Source organism: Crenobacter oryzisoli (assembly GCF_030385785.1).
Lineage (GTDB): Bacteria > Pseudomonadota > Gammaproteobacteria > Burkholderiales > Chromobacteriaceae > Crenobacter_A > Crenobacter_A oryzisoli.
Map to the genome: position 1 here is coordinate 120725 of NZ_JAUEDK010000003.1, position 14757 is coordinate 135481.

At 62.5% G+C, this 14757-nt stretch carries 12 protein-coding genes; 8 read left to right on the forward strand and 4 right to left on the reverse strand.

Annotation, left to right across the window (positions count from 1 at the left end; all coding sequences use genetic code 11):
- The first annotated feature begins 211 nt into the window (after positions 1 to 211).
- Both QU481_RS23820 and QU481_RS02600 read left to right on the forward strand, forming a co-directional pair.
- Positions 212 to 682, forward strand: coding sequence for a PD-(D/E)XK nuclease family protein (locus QU481_RS23820; RefSeq protein WP_353962178.1), 471 nt, complete (start codon positions 212 to 214; stop codon positions 680 to 682).
- Between the two features lie 143 nt (positions 683 to 825).
- Positions 826 to 1371, forward strand: a complete 546-nt coding sequence (locus QU481_RS02600) for a hypothetical protein (protein ID WP_289828325.1) — start codon at positions 826 to 828, stop codon at positions 1369 to 1371.
- Between the two features lie 263 nt (positions 1372 to 1634).
- Here QU481_RS02600 and QU481_RS02605 read toward each other — a convergent pair whose 3' ends face one another.
- Together QU481_RS02605 and QU481_RS02610 are read right to left on the reverse strand one after the other, a co-directional pair.
- A complete protein-coding gene (locus tag QU481_RS02605; protein WP_289828326.1) occupies positions 1635 to 4481 on the reverse strand; it encodes an adenosylcobalamin-dependent ribonucleoside-diphosphate reductase in 2847 nt (948 codons plus the stop codon).
- Between the two features lie 137 nt (positions 4482 to 4618).
- Positions 4619 to 7948 carry a DUF748 domain-containing protein gene (locus tag QU481_RS02610; RefSeq protein ID WP_289828327.1) on the reverse strand — a complete coding sequence of 1110 codons (3330 nt, stop codon included), beginning with the start codon at positions 7946 to 7948 and terminating at the stop codon, positions 4619 to 4621.
- Positions 7949 to 8318: 370 nt separating this feature from the next.
- Between QU481_RS02610 and QU481_RS02615 the strand changes: the two genes are divergently transcribed.
- The 6 genes from QU481_RS02615 to QU481_RS02640 all read left to right on the forward strand — a co-directional run bounded on the left by QU481_RS02615 (position 8319) and on the right by QU481_RS02640 (position 13233).
- Positions 8319 to 8474: a hypothetical protein gene (locus tag QU481_RS02615; RefSeq protein WP_289828328.1), complete on the forward strand. Its 156-nt coding sequence runs from the start codon at positions 8319 to 8321 to the stop codon at positions 8472 to 8474.
- A gap of 13 nt (positions 8475 to 8487) precedes the next feature.
- Positions 8488 to 9828: a glutamine synthetase family protein gene (locus tag QU481_RS02620; RefSeq protein ID WP_289828329.1), complete on the forward strand. Its 1341-nt coding sequence runs from the start codon at positions 8488 to 8490 to the stop codon at positions 9826 to 9828.
- Positions 9829 to 10473: 645 nt separating this feature from the next.
- Entirely contained in the window at positions 10474 to 11628 is a 1155-nt protein-coding gene (gene earP / locus QU481_RS02625; protein ID WP_289828330.1) for an elongation factor P maturation arginine rhamnosyltransferase EarP, read from the forward strand.
- Positions 11629 to 11672: 44 nt separating this feature from the next.
- Positions 11673 to 12236 carry an elongation factor P gene (gene efp / locus QU481_RS02630; protein ID WP_289828331.1) on the forward strand — a complete coding sequence of 188 codons (564 nt, stop codon included), beginning with the start codon at positions 11673 to 11675 and terminating at the stop codon, positions 12234 to 12236.
- 162 nt (positions 12237 to 12398) lie between these two features.
- On the forward strand, positions 12399 to 12899 hold the full coding sequence (locus QU481_RS02635; RefSeq protein WP_289828332.1) for an NUDIX domain-containing protein: 501 nt from the start codon (positions 12399 to 12401) through the stop codon (positions 12897 to 12899).
- Positions 12880 to 13233, forward strand: a complete 354-nt coding sequence (locus QU481_RS02640; RefSeq protein WP_289828333.1) for a thioredoxin family protein — start codon at positions 12880 to 12882, stop codon at positions 13231 to 13233. The genes QU481_RS02635 and QU481_RS02640 overlap by 20 nt, the downstream gene beginning before the upstream one ends.
- Here the strand turns inward: QU481_RS02640 and QU481_RS02645 are convergent.
- Both QU481_RS02645 and purU read right to left on the reverse strand, forming a co-directional pair.
- Positions 13194 to 13781: a hypothetical protein gene (locus QU481_RS02645; protein ID WP_289828334.1), complete on the reverse strand. Its 588-nt coding sequence runs from the start codon at positions 13779 to 13781 to the stop codon at positions 13194 to 13196. The two genes, QU481_RS02640 and QU481_RS02645, sit on opposite strands and share 40 nt — an antisense overlap.
- Before the next feature lie 3 nt (positions 13782 to 13784).
- Entirely contained in the window at positions 13785 to 14648 is an 864-nt protein-coding gene (purU, locus tag QU481_RS02650) for a formyltetrahydrofolate deformylase (RefSeq protein ID WP_289828335.1), read from the reverse strand.
- Positions 14649 to 14757 lie beyond the last annotated feature (109 nt).

A 14757-nucleotide genomic window follows, 5' to 3' on the forward strand; every position in this document is an offset into this window, starting at 1 on the left:
CGGAAAATTAGCGATGGTCACCGTATATCTGCAAGCAGGCACTAACCTTTCAGCTTGTAGCGTTATTTTTACCAGTTTTGTAAATTGAGCAAAATCAGCATTTTACAAAAATTGAAAGTGAAACTACTAGTGAAAACCTTAGTTTAATTAACTACGTTCCATGATCTAATTCAAAGCGACAAACGAGGTACTTCATGAGCCCATTCGAAATATTTTTAATAAAACTAGAGGGGTTGCCAACGCCACCAATGCCAGAAAAAAATTTTTTGACGTTGGCGGACTTGGATACCTAGAAAATCCCACCTCTGACCTCATGGCCCTGTTCATGGGCAGTGAACCAGGAGTGCCGCGCTGGCTTGCAAAAGCACTTTTTTCCTGTTTGGTTGATCGTGGACTGGCAGACCCCCAACAGCTCGATTCGATTGAATGGAGTTCAGTTCATGCGGAAAGAGAGGTAAGCGCTTGGGACAGAGAGTCAGAGTCCTCAAAGCGCCTTGATCTTGTTATCTCTGATGGCCATTTTGTCCTGGGAATAGAGAACAGGTTTATGCCAGCGCCGGAAACAATCCCTTCCATGTCTACGACAAATTACTTGAGGAGTATTCTTCTGGCGGCCCAGTTATTAAATGTGTTCTCCGCCCAAATTGCTTTGATGGTGATACCCCCAATACTTGGCCAGTAGTATCCTATGGTGAATTAGTTAAAAAAGCTCTATCTCTCTATGGTCAGGATGTGGCTTCATCGCCAATGAGCAAATGGCAATTCTTTTACCAAGAATTTCTTTTCCACCTCCGATCCCTCTCTGATCCATCAGGTCAACCATCAATGAAAAACGAATCCATATCATTCATCATGGAGAACTTCCATCACTTGAAGCGTGCAGAAGAGCTGTTAGCACAATTCGAGGATGAGTTAAAAATTGAAGGACAGGCCACTGTAGCTAAAACGCTAACCAGTATCGGAGTTGACACTTCAATAAGAATGCGCTCTGATACCTGGAAAGGTGATAATATAACTGACAATATACAGGCATTACGTTTTTTCCCTGCCAACTGGGGAAATGAATCAAATGTCGTACTTGCCTATTATCAAGATGCAACATTCTCCGAAGAAGGCTCAGTTGGCTTTTTCATCAGAGCTTATGTTCGCCGAGGCTCTGAAAAACAAAACCTAGATGAAGCAATGGTAAAATTCACTAAAGAGACCAATGATGGCCTTAATTCTTGGATAGACGCCCCAAGCAAGGATCACTGCTGGACTGAAGGCAAATCCTGGGTCGGGTTTGGAGCTTACCCCAAAGAGCATACGAAGGATGGAGCAATAGTTGCCCTCGCAGATCTTGCAGCCTGGATGCAAAAAAATGTCTTTTAGTATAACTTAGGAGCTCTGTTGAAATGAAAAATCTGTTAATATTTTGCATCCAGCCTTCACCTAATTTAAATTCGCTCCCTTTATACTAAGATTTTCACTATTAATGTCACTTTAAACTCTGAGTAACATATTGATTTGGTTAATATTGCAAAGCATGCCAAATTGACACTACAAGCTGAAAAGTTAGTAACTAACATCTGACACTAGAAAGCCCTTGGATCGTGAAATCCAAGGGCTTTTCATTGGGAACCGTCCGACCAACCTTAGCCGCACGCCCCCACATGGCCGCAGGCGGTGCAGAACTCGCAGCCGTCCTTCTTGATCAGCGCGTGATGGCCGCATTCCGGGCAGGGCTTGCCGGCCACCGGCTTGACCGCGCTGACGCTGGCGCTCTCGAACAGGTCGCCCTGTTCCGGCACCATCACGCCCATTTCCTCGACCGGGAAGCCTTCCTCGGTGAGGATGCCGAGCATCGCATAGCGGTGAATCACCAGCCGCGCCATGTAGGCGACGGTGGACGGCCAGCTGACCGACTTGTCGCTGCCCGGCACGCGGGCGAAGAAGTCGCCTTGCGGCTCGGCGTAGCTCAACAGCTTCCTCAGCTTCATGCCGATCCACGCCGGGTCGATCACGCGCATGTCGAGGCTAAGCATCTTGCACAGGCCATCCAGCTCACGGGGGTAGCTGCCGGCCATCCAGATCGAGTACGGGCGGTGCTGGCCGTTCGGCAGCACCAGCTCCTTCACGAACAGCACAAAGTCATCGTCGGTCTGTGGGTTGGACACGTCCACCGACCAGCTCATCGTGCCGTCGGTGCCCGACTTGGGCTCCTTGCGGGCGAACAACGCGTCCATCACAGGGCTCGGGTCGTCGGCCTTGGCCGGCAGGGCGCCAAGCTGCTCGACGCGGTAGCGCACCACTTGGCCAAGTACCGCGGCAGCACTACTGGCGTACAGCGTGGTCGTGCCGACCTCCATCCGGTACTGTTTGTCGCCGACGGTGCGCGATAGCACGTCGAGCTTGGCGCCGAGCCAGGCGCGGTCGCGGCAGCGCATGTCCATCGACAAGGTCTTGGCGATGGCGCCGAGGCCGCGGGTGGCCTCGCTGCCGTTCACCCAGCACTCGAACGGATGGGTGCGGCCATTCTCGATGTGGCCGACCACCACGGCGAAGTCGCCGCTCTCGTGCTCGACCATATAGGTCCACGACGGATTGCCGTCCTTCAGCTTCGGCCGGTTCGGCCACTTCAGGCTGGCCAGTGCCGGGCTCGGCGCGGTGATCAACGTGATGCGGCGGTCCGGGTCGGCCTGGCTCGCCGACAGATCCTGCGGCGCGGCGGCGGCCGGCTCGACCGACAGCACCGAGCCCAGAACATTGTTCGGCCGGTAGGTGGTGATGCCCTTCAGGCCGGCCTTCCACGCCTCGAGGTACAGGCTCTCGAAATCCTCGAAGGGGTAGTCGGCCGGCACGTTGACGGTCTTGGAAATCGCGGTGTCGATGTACGGCGCGACCGCGGCGACCATCTGCATATGGTCGAGCGCACTCATCTCCAGCGCCGACACGAAGTAGTCCGGCAGGTTGTCGACGTCGCCGCCCTGAAGGCGGTACAGGCGGTAGGCGTGGTCCTCGACGCGGTATTCCTGCTGCGAGCCGTCGGCCATGCGTTTCTTGCGGGTGTAGAACCACGAGAACGGCGGCTCGATGCCGTTGGACGCGTTGTCGGCGAACGCGAGCGAGATCGTGCCGGTCGGCGCGATCGACAACAGGTGCGAGTTGCGGATGCCATGCTGCTTGATGCGCGCCTTGATCGCCGCCGGCAGCCGGCTGGCGCAGTGCGGTTCGGCCAAGTAGGCGTCAGCATCGAACAGCGGGAAGCAGCCCTTCTCGATCGCTAGGTCCACCGACGCGTCGTACGCCGAGTCGCGCATCGCCTCGGATACCTTGGCGGCGAAGCGGCGGCCAGCCTCGCTGTCGTAGCGGGTCTTCAGCATGATCAGCGCGTCGCCGAGACCGGTGAAGCCCAGACCGACGCGACGCTTGTTCATCGCCTCGCGTTCCTGCTCCTTCAGCGGCCACACGGTCAGGTCAAGCACGTTGTCGAGCATGCGGATCGACGCGCGCACCACCTTGTCGAAGGCCTTGAAGTCGAAGCTCGCCTTGACGGAGAAAGGCAGGCGGATGAAGCGGGCCAAGTTGATCGAGCCAAGATCGCAGCAACCGTAGTCGGGCAACGGCTGCTCGCCGCAGGGGTTGGTCGACTCGATGCTTTCGCAGTACGACAGGTTGTTGTCGCGGTTGATCTTGGAGACGAACAGCACGCCCGGCTCGGCGTGGTCGTAGGTCGACGCCATGATCTGCTGCCACAGCGAGCGCGCCTTGATGGTGCGGTACACCCACAGGCCGTCCTCGCGCTGGAAGCTGCCGGCGAACGCCTCGGAGGCCGGTTCGACATGGTGGGTCAGCTGCCAATCGGCATCGTCGACCACTGCCTGCATGAATTCGTCCGACACGCCGACCGAGATATTGAAGTTCTTCAGGTCGCCCTGGTCCTTGGCGTGGATAAAGTCCTCGACATCCGGGTGGCTGACGTTGAGCACGCCCATTTGCGCGCCGCGACGCGCACCGGCCGATTCGACCGTCTCGCAGCTGCGGTCGAACACGCGCATGTACGACACTGGGCCGGATGCGCGGCTGTCGGTGCCGCGGACCTTGGCACCCTTCGGACGGATGCGACTGAAGTTGTAGCCGACGCCGCCGCCGCGGCGCATCGTCTCGGCCGCCTGCAACAACGCCTCGTAGATGCCGACCTTGCCGCCTTCGGGCTCGCTGACCGAGTCGCCGACCGGCTGCACGAAGCAGTTGATCAGCGTGGCGCGCAGGTCGGTGCCCGCCGCCGAATTGATGCGACCACCAGGGATGAAGCCGTTTTCCAGTGCCTCGTAAAACAGCGGCTCAAAGCGGGCCGGGTCGGCCTCCAGCGCCGCAAGCGCACGGGCGACGCGCCGACGGACTTCCGACACGGTCTGTTCACCGTTCTTGGCGTATTTCTCCAGCAGCACCTCGCGCGAGATGTCCTGCTCGGCCATTGCCGCCACATTCTCCTGCTTCACGCACGCCTCCTTGTCTGCTCCAAACACTGAAGAAGCCGGCAGGCTCGCATCGCGAGGGCCGCCGGCTCCCAACAATATGTCCGCATCAAAAGCCGGTCATTACACTATATCTGGTTTTTTCCTCGTCGTGATGCCGCTCATTGCGCCGCCGCTGCCGGCACATTGGCAGCCGGGGCGGCCGCCGCCTGCACGCTCATCTTCAGGCCGATCGGCACGCCTTCCTTGCCGGCTTTATCGGCATGCGGCGCCCCAATCGTGAGCCTCGGTGCAAGACTCGCATCGGCCGACACCAGCGCAGCGCGGGTCGCCTTGGCACGCGCGTCGGCCAGCGCCTTCAGCGACGCGTCGTCGATCTTCTCGGCTTCGATCATCTCCTTGTGCATCGCTCGGTAGCGCGCCGCGCCGCTCTCGCCGCCGACCATCCTGGCCGCAAGCTTGGCGTAACCGATACGTTGGCCAAACACGCTGCGCACCGCCGACTGGATGTCCGGGTCTTCCATGTCCGGGATCGGCAGTGGATCGTCGGTGGCCAGCTTGCGGCCGGCCTTGGCGAAGATCGCCTTGTCGATGCGCGCGCGCGCCAGCGCCTTGTGCTCGGTGTCCGAATCATAAGTGCCGGAGATCTCGATCGCGGCCTTCGGCCGCTTGGCGAGCACCTGGGCGATCTTGTCGAGCTTCTCGCGTTCGGGCGGCTGCACCGTCGCTTCGCCCGGCACGAAGTACACCGCGTCGAAGCCCTCGCTGCCGAACAGCGCACCGAGCGCACGGAACGGCGCGGTGACGACCTTGGTGATCACATTGGTGATCGCCTGCCATACCAGGTGGCCATAGCTGAACTGCGGGTCGTCGAGACTGCCCTTCACCGGCAGGTCCAGGTCGATGCGCCCGTCACTGTCCTCAAGCAGCGCGACCGCCAGTTTCAGCGGCACGTGGGTGCCCTTGTAGTTGGGCACTTCGTCGCCGAGCACGATGGAATTGATCACTACTTGGTTCTGCGAGTCCAGCTGGCGCTTGTCGATCTTGTAGCGCAGGTCGGCCGACAGCCGGCCGTCCTTCACCTGCCAGCCGGCGAAGGTGGTGGTGTACGGGTTAAGGCCGCCCATCTGAATGTTGCGGAAGCGCATGCTGATGTCGGTGTCGCTGGTGACCGCCAGCGGCGCCAGCACGCCGCGCACGCGCAGGTCGCCGTACTGGTCGACGTCACCGTCGAGCGTGATGGTGCCGCGCCGCCCCGGCCGGGTCGACAGGCCCTGCACCGTACCCTTCAGATTGTGCACGCGGGTGCCGAACTGCGGCTGCATCGACAGGTCGGCGAAGTCCAGCTCGCCGTTCTTCACTGTCACCGAGCGCACGTCGACCACCGGCGTCGGGCCGCTCGGCGCCGACTTGGTCACTGGCGGCCCCGGCTTGCTAAACAGCGTCACTATGTTGAGTTGGCGCTGCTCGTTGAGGATCAGCCGCGCACGCGGGTCGGTCAGGCGCAACTCGCGGATGTTCGCGCTAAGCGTCTTGCCAGCGTTGACGGTCAGCCCTAGCGCGGCCAGCTCGCGCCAGGCGATCAGCGGATCGCTGCGGCCCGGCTCGTACACCACGAGCTTGTTGATGCGCGCGTCGCCGGTGACGCCGATGCCGTCCTTGGCCTGGCGCACGTCTAGGTTGGCCGATGCGGTGCCGCTCGTCAGCCTGAGCGGCGTGCCGCTGACGAGGTACGGCGCCACCGGCACCAGCGGCACGGCGTTGGCGCGGATCACGTAGCGGCCATCGCCGCTCTCCGGCAAGGTCACGTCGACGCCGAGCTGACCACCGCCCAGCCTGCCGGCGAGCCGGCCGGCCACCCCGCCGTTGTCCTGCGCGGCCAGTTCGCCACCGAGGTCCTGCAGCGTCAGCGTCACCGGTCGCGGCAGGCTGGCATCACGCCAGGAGAGTCGGCTGCCGCTGAGCGTCAGCGGCGGCGGACTCACCTTCCAGCCCGGCTCGCCCGACTTGGCCGGCGCCGGCTTAGCCGCGCCGCCTGCCGGGCTCATGGCCTGCAGCCAGTTGATCTTGCCGGCACGGTCGCGTTCGGCCGACGCCTCGACACCGTCTACCGACACCTTGCCGAGCTTCACCGCGAGCTTGGCCGAACTCACCACGCTCGGCGCCAGCTCGACGCGGCGCACAGTGGCGAGCGGCGCCCCGTTGCCGGATGCGACCGCCACGTTCGAGACGACCACGGTCAGCCCATCGATCTGCCAGCCACTATCCGGCGCCATCGCGAAACCGGCCTCGACCTTGTCGACGGTGTATTTGGCAGACAGCGGGGTGGCAAAGCCCTCGTCGACCACCTCTCCGTTAAGCCCGGTCAGTTGCAGCGACTTCACCTTCACCCGCCACGGCGACGGTGGCGTCGGCTTGGTGTTCTTCTGCTTCGGCAGCGCCGACAGCCAGTCGATCAGCCCGCCGGGGGTGCGACGCGCATTCAGCCGCGCGTTGGCAAGCCGCACCTGGTCGATGTCGACGGTCTGCTTGTCCAGATCAAAGCGCCCGCCGCTCACCGCCAGCTCAGCCAGCGTCAACGGTTCGCGGGTCTGCGGGGCGGACAGCTCCAGCTGCTTGAGCTGCGCGGCGAACGGCGCAATCTTGAACTCGGGCTTGGCGCCGGCGAGCGAGAAAGCATAGCTGGCGGATGCCGACGCCCGCCCCTTAGGCGGCACCGACAGGGTGAGGAACGGCTTGGCGAACGGCCACACGGTGCCCATCTGCAGGCCGTCGAGCGTAAGCTTGCCCTTCGACATCAACGGCTGCAGGCGCAGGTCGCCCCGCCAGTTGAGCTTGGCGCCGTCCATCAGCTCGGCGGCGAGCTGGTATGCGCCGTTGGCCGGCAGCGTCGTCAGATTGGTCAGCTTGAACTGGATCGGGCTCAGCGTGTTCACCACGCCCGGCGCGGCCAGTTCATCGCGGTAGCTGACCTCGCCCTTCTGGATGTCGATCAGGTCGACGATGACCTTCGGCAGTTCCTTGTTCTCCTTGGGCTTAGGCTTTTCCGGACCGCTCGCGTCATGGATGAAGCGCGCCCAGTTCCACACCCCGGCCTTGTCGCGCATCACCGCGACCTTCGGCTCGACCAAGCGGAACTCGGCAGCGTGCCAGCGCCCCAACAACAGCGAGCGCGGCGTCGCCTCAAGCAGCACCTCTTTTGCGGCGAACAGCGGCTGGCCGTTGCCTTCGGCCAGCTTCACGTTGGACAGCGTCGCGGTCATCGTAAACGGATTGATGTCGAGTTTGCCGATGGTCAGCTCGCGCCCTATGCCGTGCGCCCAGTCGTGCGCCGCCTCGCGCGCTCTGTCCGGCACGACCCAGGCGAGCACGCCGGCAACCACGGCAACCAGCAGCACGATGGACAGCAAGATGCGGCGCAGCCAGCGCCAGCGATGGGGTTTGACCGGCGCGGCGGCCGGCCCGGAGGCGGGAGTTTCGTTTGAATTCATCAATTAGCCTGCAATCGATTTGATAAGGAGGCCGCCAAGGAAACGGGGCCGATTCACCGCACCGTTTCCTTGGCAACCGTAAAAAATAATAAACGTGTCTCGTTGATACAACGGCGACTTCACACGCCGAGAAAAGCGTCGAAAAGTACCGTTTCCCTCTACAAAGCCTAGATTGCCCAAGGGGCGGCTGCGAGCACTTCCAGCCAGCTGGCACAGGGCTCCAGTCCGATCGGCATCGCGGCAAACAGCCATGGAGCCCCCCTGCCCACAAAACATTGCCCAAGCCCGCCGCACCTGACTAGGATAGCGACATGCCTGTTGAAATTTTTACGTCAGGCAACGCACCACGACTCAAACCAAGGACACCCTCATGTTGCACATCCCATGGCTCGGCGCCCGTCGCCTGCCCCGCTTCATCACCGCCGACCGACTCGACGAGCGCCGCGCCTTCCTGACGCTGGCCAATCGCGTCGACGGCCTGCTCAACCACGCCCGCCGCGACACCAGCGCCGGCGCCCATCCGTAATCACAGAGGCCTTATGACGACCCCGCACCCGCTAGACCAATGGCTTGACGAACACCACATCACCGAAGTCGAGTGTCTGATCCCGGACATGACCGGCCTCGCCCGCGGCAAGATCGTGCCGCGCAACAAATACCGCCCATCCGAAGGGCTGCGCCTGCCCGAAGCCGTACTGGCGCTGACCGTCACCGGCGACTACCCCGACGAAGACTTCACCTCCACCGCCGACCCCGACATGCGGCTGATCCCAGACCCCAAGTCAGTGCGTCTGGTTCCCTGGGCCAACGAGCCAACAGCGCAGATCATCCATGACTGCGTCGCCTTCGACGGCACGCCGGCCGAGCTGTCGCCACGCAACGTCTTGAAACGCATTCTGAAACTGTATGACGTCGCGGGATTAAAAGCCGTTGTCGCACCGGAAATGGAATTTTATCTGGTTCAGGTGCAACCGGACGAGGATATTCCGCTGTCGCCACCAGTGGGCCGCACCGGCCGCACCGAGGCGGGCCGGCAGAGCTTCAGCATCGACGCGGTGAACGAATACGACGACATCTTCGACGTGATCTACGACTGGTGCGAGGCGCAGGGCCTGGCGCTCGACACGCTGATCCACGAGATGGGCACCGCGCAGATGGAGATCAACCTGGACCACGGCGACCCGCTGGAGCTGGCCGACCAGGTGTTCCTGTTCAAGCGCACCGTGCGCGAGGTGGCGATCCGCAACAAGATGTACGCGACGTTCATGGCCAAGCCGATGCAGGGCCAGCCGGGCAGCGCGATGCACATCCACCAGAGCGTGATCGACAAGGAAACCGGCCACAACATTTTCTCCAACGCCGACGGCAGCCCGTCCGATGCGTTCCTGCACTACATCGGCGGCCTGCAGCGCTACCTGCCGCCGGCGATGCCGTTCTTCGCGCCGTACGTGAACTCCTACCGCCGCCTGTCGCGCTACACCTCGGCGCCGATCAACCTGTCCTGGGGCTACGACAACCGCACCTGCGGGCTGCGCGTGCCGCACTCCGGCCCCGAGGCCCGCCGCGTCGAAAACCGCCTGCCAGGCGTCGACGTCAACCCGTATCTGGCGATCGCCGCCAGCCTGGCCTGCGGGCTGTTGGGGATGCGCGAGCGGCTGCAGCCAAGCGAGCCGCTGTCCGGCAGCGCCTACGAGCAGCCGCACCAGCTGCCTCGCCACCTCGACGATGCGATCGAGATGCTCAGCCGCTGCGAGCCGCTGGCCGAGTTGTTCGGCGAGCACTTCGTCAAGGCCTATGCCGCGATCAAGGACGCCGAGTACCGCGAGTTCTTCGACGTGATCAGCCCATGGGAGCGGCGCTACCTGCTGTTGCACGTGTAAGAACCTATTCACGATCTCGCGAACGAAGAGTCAGCCAAGGCGAAATGGCGCGAAAAAGCGGAATGTACATAGAGTACATGAGCATGTTGAGCGGCATTTCAACTCAGGATCACCCGAGTGCAGCAGATCATGAACACGTTCTAAGGCTTGCGGCCAACCTTGGTCATCCTTGGTTGGCCGAACACGGTGCTGCCAACAAAACCGCCCTCCTGCTTCGAGGGCGGTTCGTCATCCAGGCTTGGCGAGCTGACTCTCCAAGCAGTCGACGATCATAGCGTCGGCGTCTTTTCTCCAGTGAACCTCCCCGTCCTTGGCCAATACTTGCCATTTCGCTATCCACCGCGCGGCGGCTTCAGCGTCGACCAAGGCCCCGGCGGTGGCGCAGGCACCGCAGTCGCACCATCGACTCCTCGATGGCCAATGCCGTGGCGCTGTTCCTGAGCAACCCGAGCTACGCGGCGTTCTCCAAACTGCGGCGGCCCCTCTCCTCGCGCGACATCCGGCAGACGCCGGCCACAGCCGCAAAAAGACGATGGAACAGGTTCACCACCCGACCGACAGCCTTCCATCCCGCCGGGCGGCGGACGTTTTCCGCCGCCGGCCAAAGCGCGGATAATGGCGCTTTCGGCCAATCTCTATCCTGCCATGAACCACTCCGCCCGCACCTGGGACATCTTCTGCACCGTCGTCGACAACTTCGGCGACATCGGCGTCACCTGGCGGCTGGCGCGTCAGCTTGTGCACGAACACGGCCAGGTGGTCCGGCTGTGGATCGACGATCTGGATAGCTTCGCCCGGCTCTGCCCCAGCCTCGACACCGCATTGGCCGAGCAGCAGGTCGCAGGCATCACCGTCAGGCTGTGGCCGCGCGACGGCTTTCCCGACGACGTCGATGCCGCCGAGGTCGTGATTGAGGCGTTCGCCTGCACCCTGCCCGACGCGTATCTGGCCGCCATGCAGCGCCGCCGCCCGACGCCCGCCTGGTACAACCTCGAATACCTGTCCGCCGAAGACTGGATCGACGGCTGCCACAACCTCGCGTCACCACAGCCACGGTTCGGCCTGATGAAGCGCTTCTTCTTCCCCGGTTTCACCGCACAAACCGGGGGACTGCTGTGCGAGGCAGGCCTCTTCGAGGCGCGCGACGCCTGGCAGGCCGACCAGGCTGCACAGGCAGCGTACTGGCAGGCGCTGGGGCTCCCGCCTCGCCGCGAAGGCGAGCTGCGCGTCAGCGTGTTCAGCTACGAGACCGACGCGCTGGCCGGCCTCGTCGACACCTGGAGCCTGAGCGCCACGCCGGTAACCGCCCTGGTGCCGACAGGCCGGGCGCTAACGAGCATCGCCCCGCTGTTCGACCAGGCGCTGGAGGCTGGTACGCTGGTGCAGCACGGCAACCTCACCGTGAAAGTGCTGCCGTTCACCGACCAGCCCGGCTACGACCGGCTGCTGTGGAGTTGCGACGCCAACATCGTGCGCGGCGAGGATAGTTTCGTGCGCGCGCAGTGGGCGGCACGACCGTTCGTCTGGCACATCTACCCGCAGGACGAAGGCGCGCACCTGGTGAAACTCGACGCCTTCCTCGAGCGCTACATCGCCGGTCTGCCCGCTCCGCAGGCCGCGACGGTGCGCGATCTCAACCTTGCGTTCAACACTGGCGGGGACGCCTCGGCCCTCTGGCCGGACCTTGCCGCGGCCTTGCCGGCGCTGACCCAGCATGCCCTCGATTGGGCAAAACGGCAGCGAGCGCACGGCGACCTCGCCGGGCATCTGGTACACAACGCCGAAAATTGGCTACAATAGCGAGTTTTTTCGGAAATCGTTTTCCAAACAGGACTTTGACGTAAATGAAAACCGCACAGGAACTCCGCTCGGGCAACGTATTTATGCTGGGCAACGACCCGATGGTCGTGCAGAAGGCCGAATTCAGCAAATCCGGCCGTAACGCTTCCGTCGTGAAGATGAAGATGAAGAACCTGCTGACCGGCAGCGCTTCCGAGGCCGTGTACAAGGCCGACGAAAAATTCGACGTCGTCGTGCTCGACCGCAAGGAGTGCACCTACAGCTACTTCGCTGATCCGATGTACGTGTTCATGGACACCGAATTCAACCAGTACGAAGTTGAAGCCGAAAACATGGGCGACGCACTGGAATACCTGATCGACGGCATGGAAGACGTCTGCGACGTGACCTTCTACAACGGCAAGGCCATCTCGGTCGAACTGCCGACCACCGTGGTGCGCGAAGTGGAATACACCGAGCCGGCCGTGAAGGGCGACACCTCGGGCAAGGTAATGAAGCCGGCCCGCCTGAAGGGCGCCAGCCTGGAAATCTCTGTGGCCGCCTTCGTGGAAATCGGCGACCGCATCGAAATCGACACCCGTACCGGCGAATTCAAGAAGCGCGCCTGATCACGGACACCGTCGACAGAACGGGAGGGGACACCCTCCCGTTTTTCGTGGCGGGCGCCCGTCTGCCACGACAGCATTACCAATTATCGATTATCTACCGGATGCCGCCCGGTATCGCGGCCTCTTTTTGGACGGGCTGACCGCAACAGCCCCGAATCACTGATGGAACAACGTACCGAACCCAGATTGCCGGCGTCGCTACCCCGTCGCGCCACGGCGATCGTCGAGCTGCCCGACGGCGTGCTGGTCACCGCCCGCGCCGGCAGCCGTTTCGCCCTGCCCGGCGGCAACGCCAGCCGCGGTGAGCTGCGCCCGCAGGCGTTGCTGCGCGAACTGCGCGACAGCACCAGCCTGCGCGCCCACTCCATTCTTTACCTGTTCGACCACATCACCCCACACACCGCGCACAAGGTCTACCTGGTGCTCGCACAAGGCACACCGCGCCCGCAGGGCGAGCTGTCTCGCATGTCGGTGGTCGGTTCACCGGACAGCCCGCTCGACCTGTTCAACGACAGCCGCGCCATCTTGCGCCGCTACGCCCGCCTGCGCGGCGAAGAAGGGCCAAAGGGCGAAGCGCTGCGCGCACTCCTGGGCCTCGCCCGCTACATCGCCAAGCTCGACGTACCGGCAGAAGACACACAGGATGCCGACGCCCTCGCCTGACTGGCTGCCGCTCGACGAGTTCAACTTCCACCCGCACCTGGCGGCTAGCCAGGGCGCGGTACTGGTGATGTTCGGCCAACCGCATTGCGGCGCCTGCAGGACCTGGTACCGTATGCTGCCGCGCTGGCGGCCCGATCAGCTCAATGCGCTCGCCTACGTCGACGTGGCGGTCAGCAGCGCGCTCGCCCACGAGTTCGAACTGTTCCACCTGCCGGCGTTTGTCCTATACAAAAACGGCGCGTTTCACGCTTGGGTGAACGCGCCGTTTTCACAGCAAGGCCTGATCGAAGCCGTTCAGAGCGCGCTGTCGTCCGCCCCCGAGGAAGCGCCCTGAGAGCTGGTGGTGTCACTAAGCAGGTCGGATGGCACATTGACCCAGCCCAGGCTGGCCGACAACGTCAGCGTCAGCATCATCAGCCCCAGCGCCACCGGCGCGAACGCCAGCACCCCCAGCGCCACGCGCACCCGCGCGACCTTGGTCACCCGTGACAGCGCATTGACCAGCACATACAGGCTGGCCAGCGACAACGCCAGCGAGATCGCCTGAGCGACATCGTCGGGCAGCCAGCTGAGCAGCGGCATCAGCAGCTGCAGGCCGTTACACGCGACGACCAGCCCCAACAGAGGCAGCGGAGTGCGCCAGCCGGCCTGGCGCAACCACCAGCCGATGAAGCGGGCGAACAGCACTGTCTCAAGCCAGGTAAACAGCACGAAGAACAGCACCCGGCCGCCGCCGCTGCCGAGTTCCGGCACACCGGCACCGGCGATGACGCCGAGCAGCGTCAGCGCGATGGCCAACTTCCAGAACGGATACTGATAGTGTTCGAGCGGTGCGACTTTAAGCCGGACCAGATTGATGGCGTCGTCGATCAGGGCACGCATGGATCAGTCGAAGATAACAGTTTTGTTACTATAAGACAGGATGCGCTGGTCGAGGTGCCAACGCACCGCGCGCGACAGCACTACTTTTTCCAGATCACGGCCCTTCTGCACCAAGTCGTCGACCTCATCGCGATGCGAAATGCGGGTGACTTCTTGCTCGATGATCGGACCTTCGTCGAGATCCTCAGTCACGTAATGGCTGGTCGCACCGATCAGCTTCACGCCGCGCGCAAATGCACGGTGATAGGGCTTGGCGCCATCAAACGCCGGCAGGAAGCTATGGTGGATGTTGATCACCTTGTTCGGGTAACGGGTGACGAACTCGTGCGACAGCACCTGCATGTAGCGCGCCAGCACCACCAGGTCGACACCGGCCTCCTCCAGCAGGCGGAACTGCTCGGCCTCGGCCTCGGCCTTGTTTTCCTTGGTGACCGGAATCACGTGGTACGGAATGTCGTTGAATTCGACCAGACGGCGGCAGTCTTCGTGGTTGGAGATCACCAGCGGGATGTCGCAGTCCAGCTCGCCGATGCGCCAGCGGTGCAAGAGGTCGACCAGACAGTGCTCGTACTTGGACACGAAGATCGCCATGCGTGGCTTGCGGCTCGACAGCGACACTTTCCAGCTCATGTCGTGTTCACGCGCGATCGGCTCGAAAGCGGCGGCAAAATCGTCCATCGGCAGCGTAAAGCCACGCAAGTCCCACTGCACCCGCATCAGGAACAGCCCCTCGACATTGTCCTGGTGCTGGTCGGCATGCATGATATTGGCATTGTAGGTCATCAGGAAGTTGGCGATCGCGGCGACCAGCCCCTTCTTGTCCGGGGCGCTGATCAGCAGCGTCGCCGAATGCGTGGCGTTACTCATTGTCTGTCGTTCTCTTTGTCGATGTTGGGGCCGGTGTTCGGCACACCGGCCTAGAATAGCAAAACGCCACCGCTACCGGGGGTAGCAATGGCGCACCCGTATAGGATCC

Excerpts from the sequence above, each read along its gene's own strand:
- QU481_RS02600 (WP_289828325.1), top strand. The coding sequence starts at position 826 with ATGAAAAACGAATCCATATCATTCATCATGGAGAACTTCCATCACTTG.
- QU481_RS02610 (WP_289828327.1), bottom strand. The coding sequence starts at position 7,948 with ATGAATTCAAACGAAACTCCCGCCTCCGGGCCGGCCGCCGCGCCGGTC.
- QU481_RS02615 (WP_289828328.1), top strand. The coding sequence starts at position 8,319 with ATGTTGCACATCCCATGGCTCGGCGCCCGTCGCCTGCCCCGCTTCATC.
- QU481_RS02620 (WP_289828329.1), top strand. The coding sequence starts at position 8,488 with ATGACGACCCCGCACCCGCTAGACCAATGGCTTGACGAACACCACATC.
- earP (WP_289828330.1), top strand. The coding sequence starts at position 10,474 with ATGAACCACTCCGCCCGCACCTGGGACATCTTCTGCACCGTCGTCGAC.
- efp (WP_289828331.1), top strand. The coding sequence starts at position 11,673 with ATGAAAACCGCACAGGAACTCCGCTCGGGCAACGTATTTATGCTGGGC.
- QU481_RS02635 (WP_289828332.1), top strand. The coding sequence starts at position 12,399 with ATGGAACAACGTACCGAACCCAGATTGCCGGCGTCGCTACCCCGTCGC.
- QU481_RS02640 (WP_289828333.1), top strand. The coding sequence starts at position 12,880 with ATGCCGACGCCCTCGCCTGACTGGCTGCCGCTCGACGAGTTCAACTTC.
- QU481_RS02645 (WP_289828334.1), bottom strand. The coding sequence starts at position 13,781 with ATGCGTGCCCTGATCGACGACGCCATCAATCTGGTCCGGCTTAAAGTC.
- purU (WP_289828335.1), bottom strand. The coding sequence starts at position 14,648 with ATGAGTAACGCCACGCATTCGGCGACGCTGCTGATCAGCGCCCCGGAC.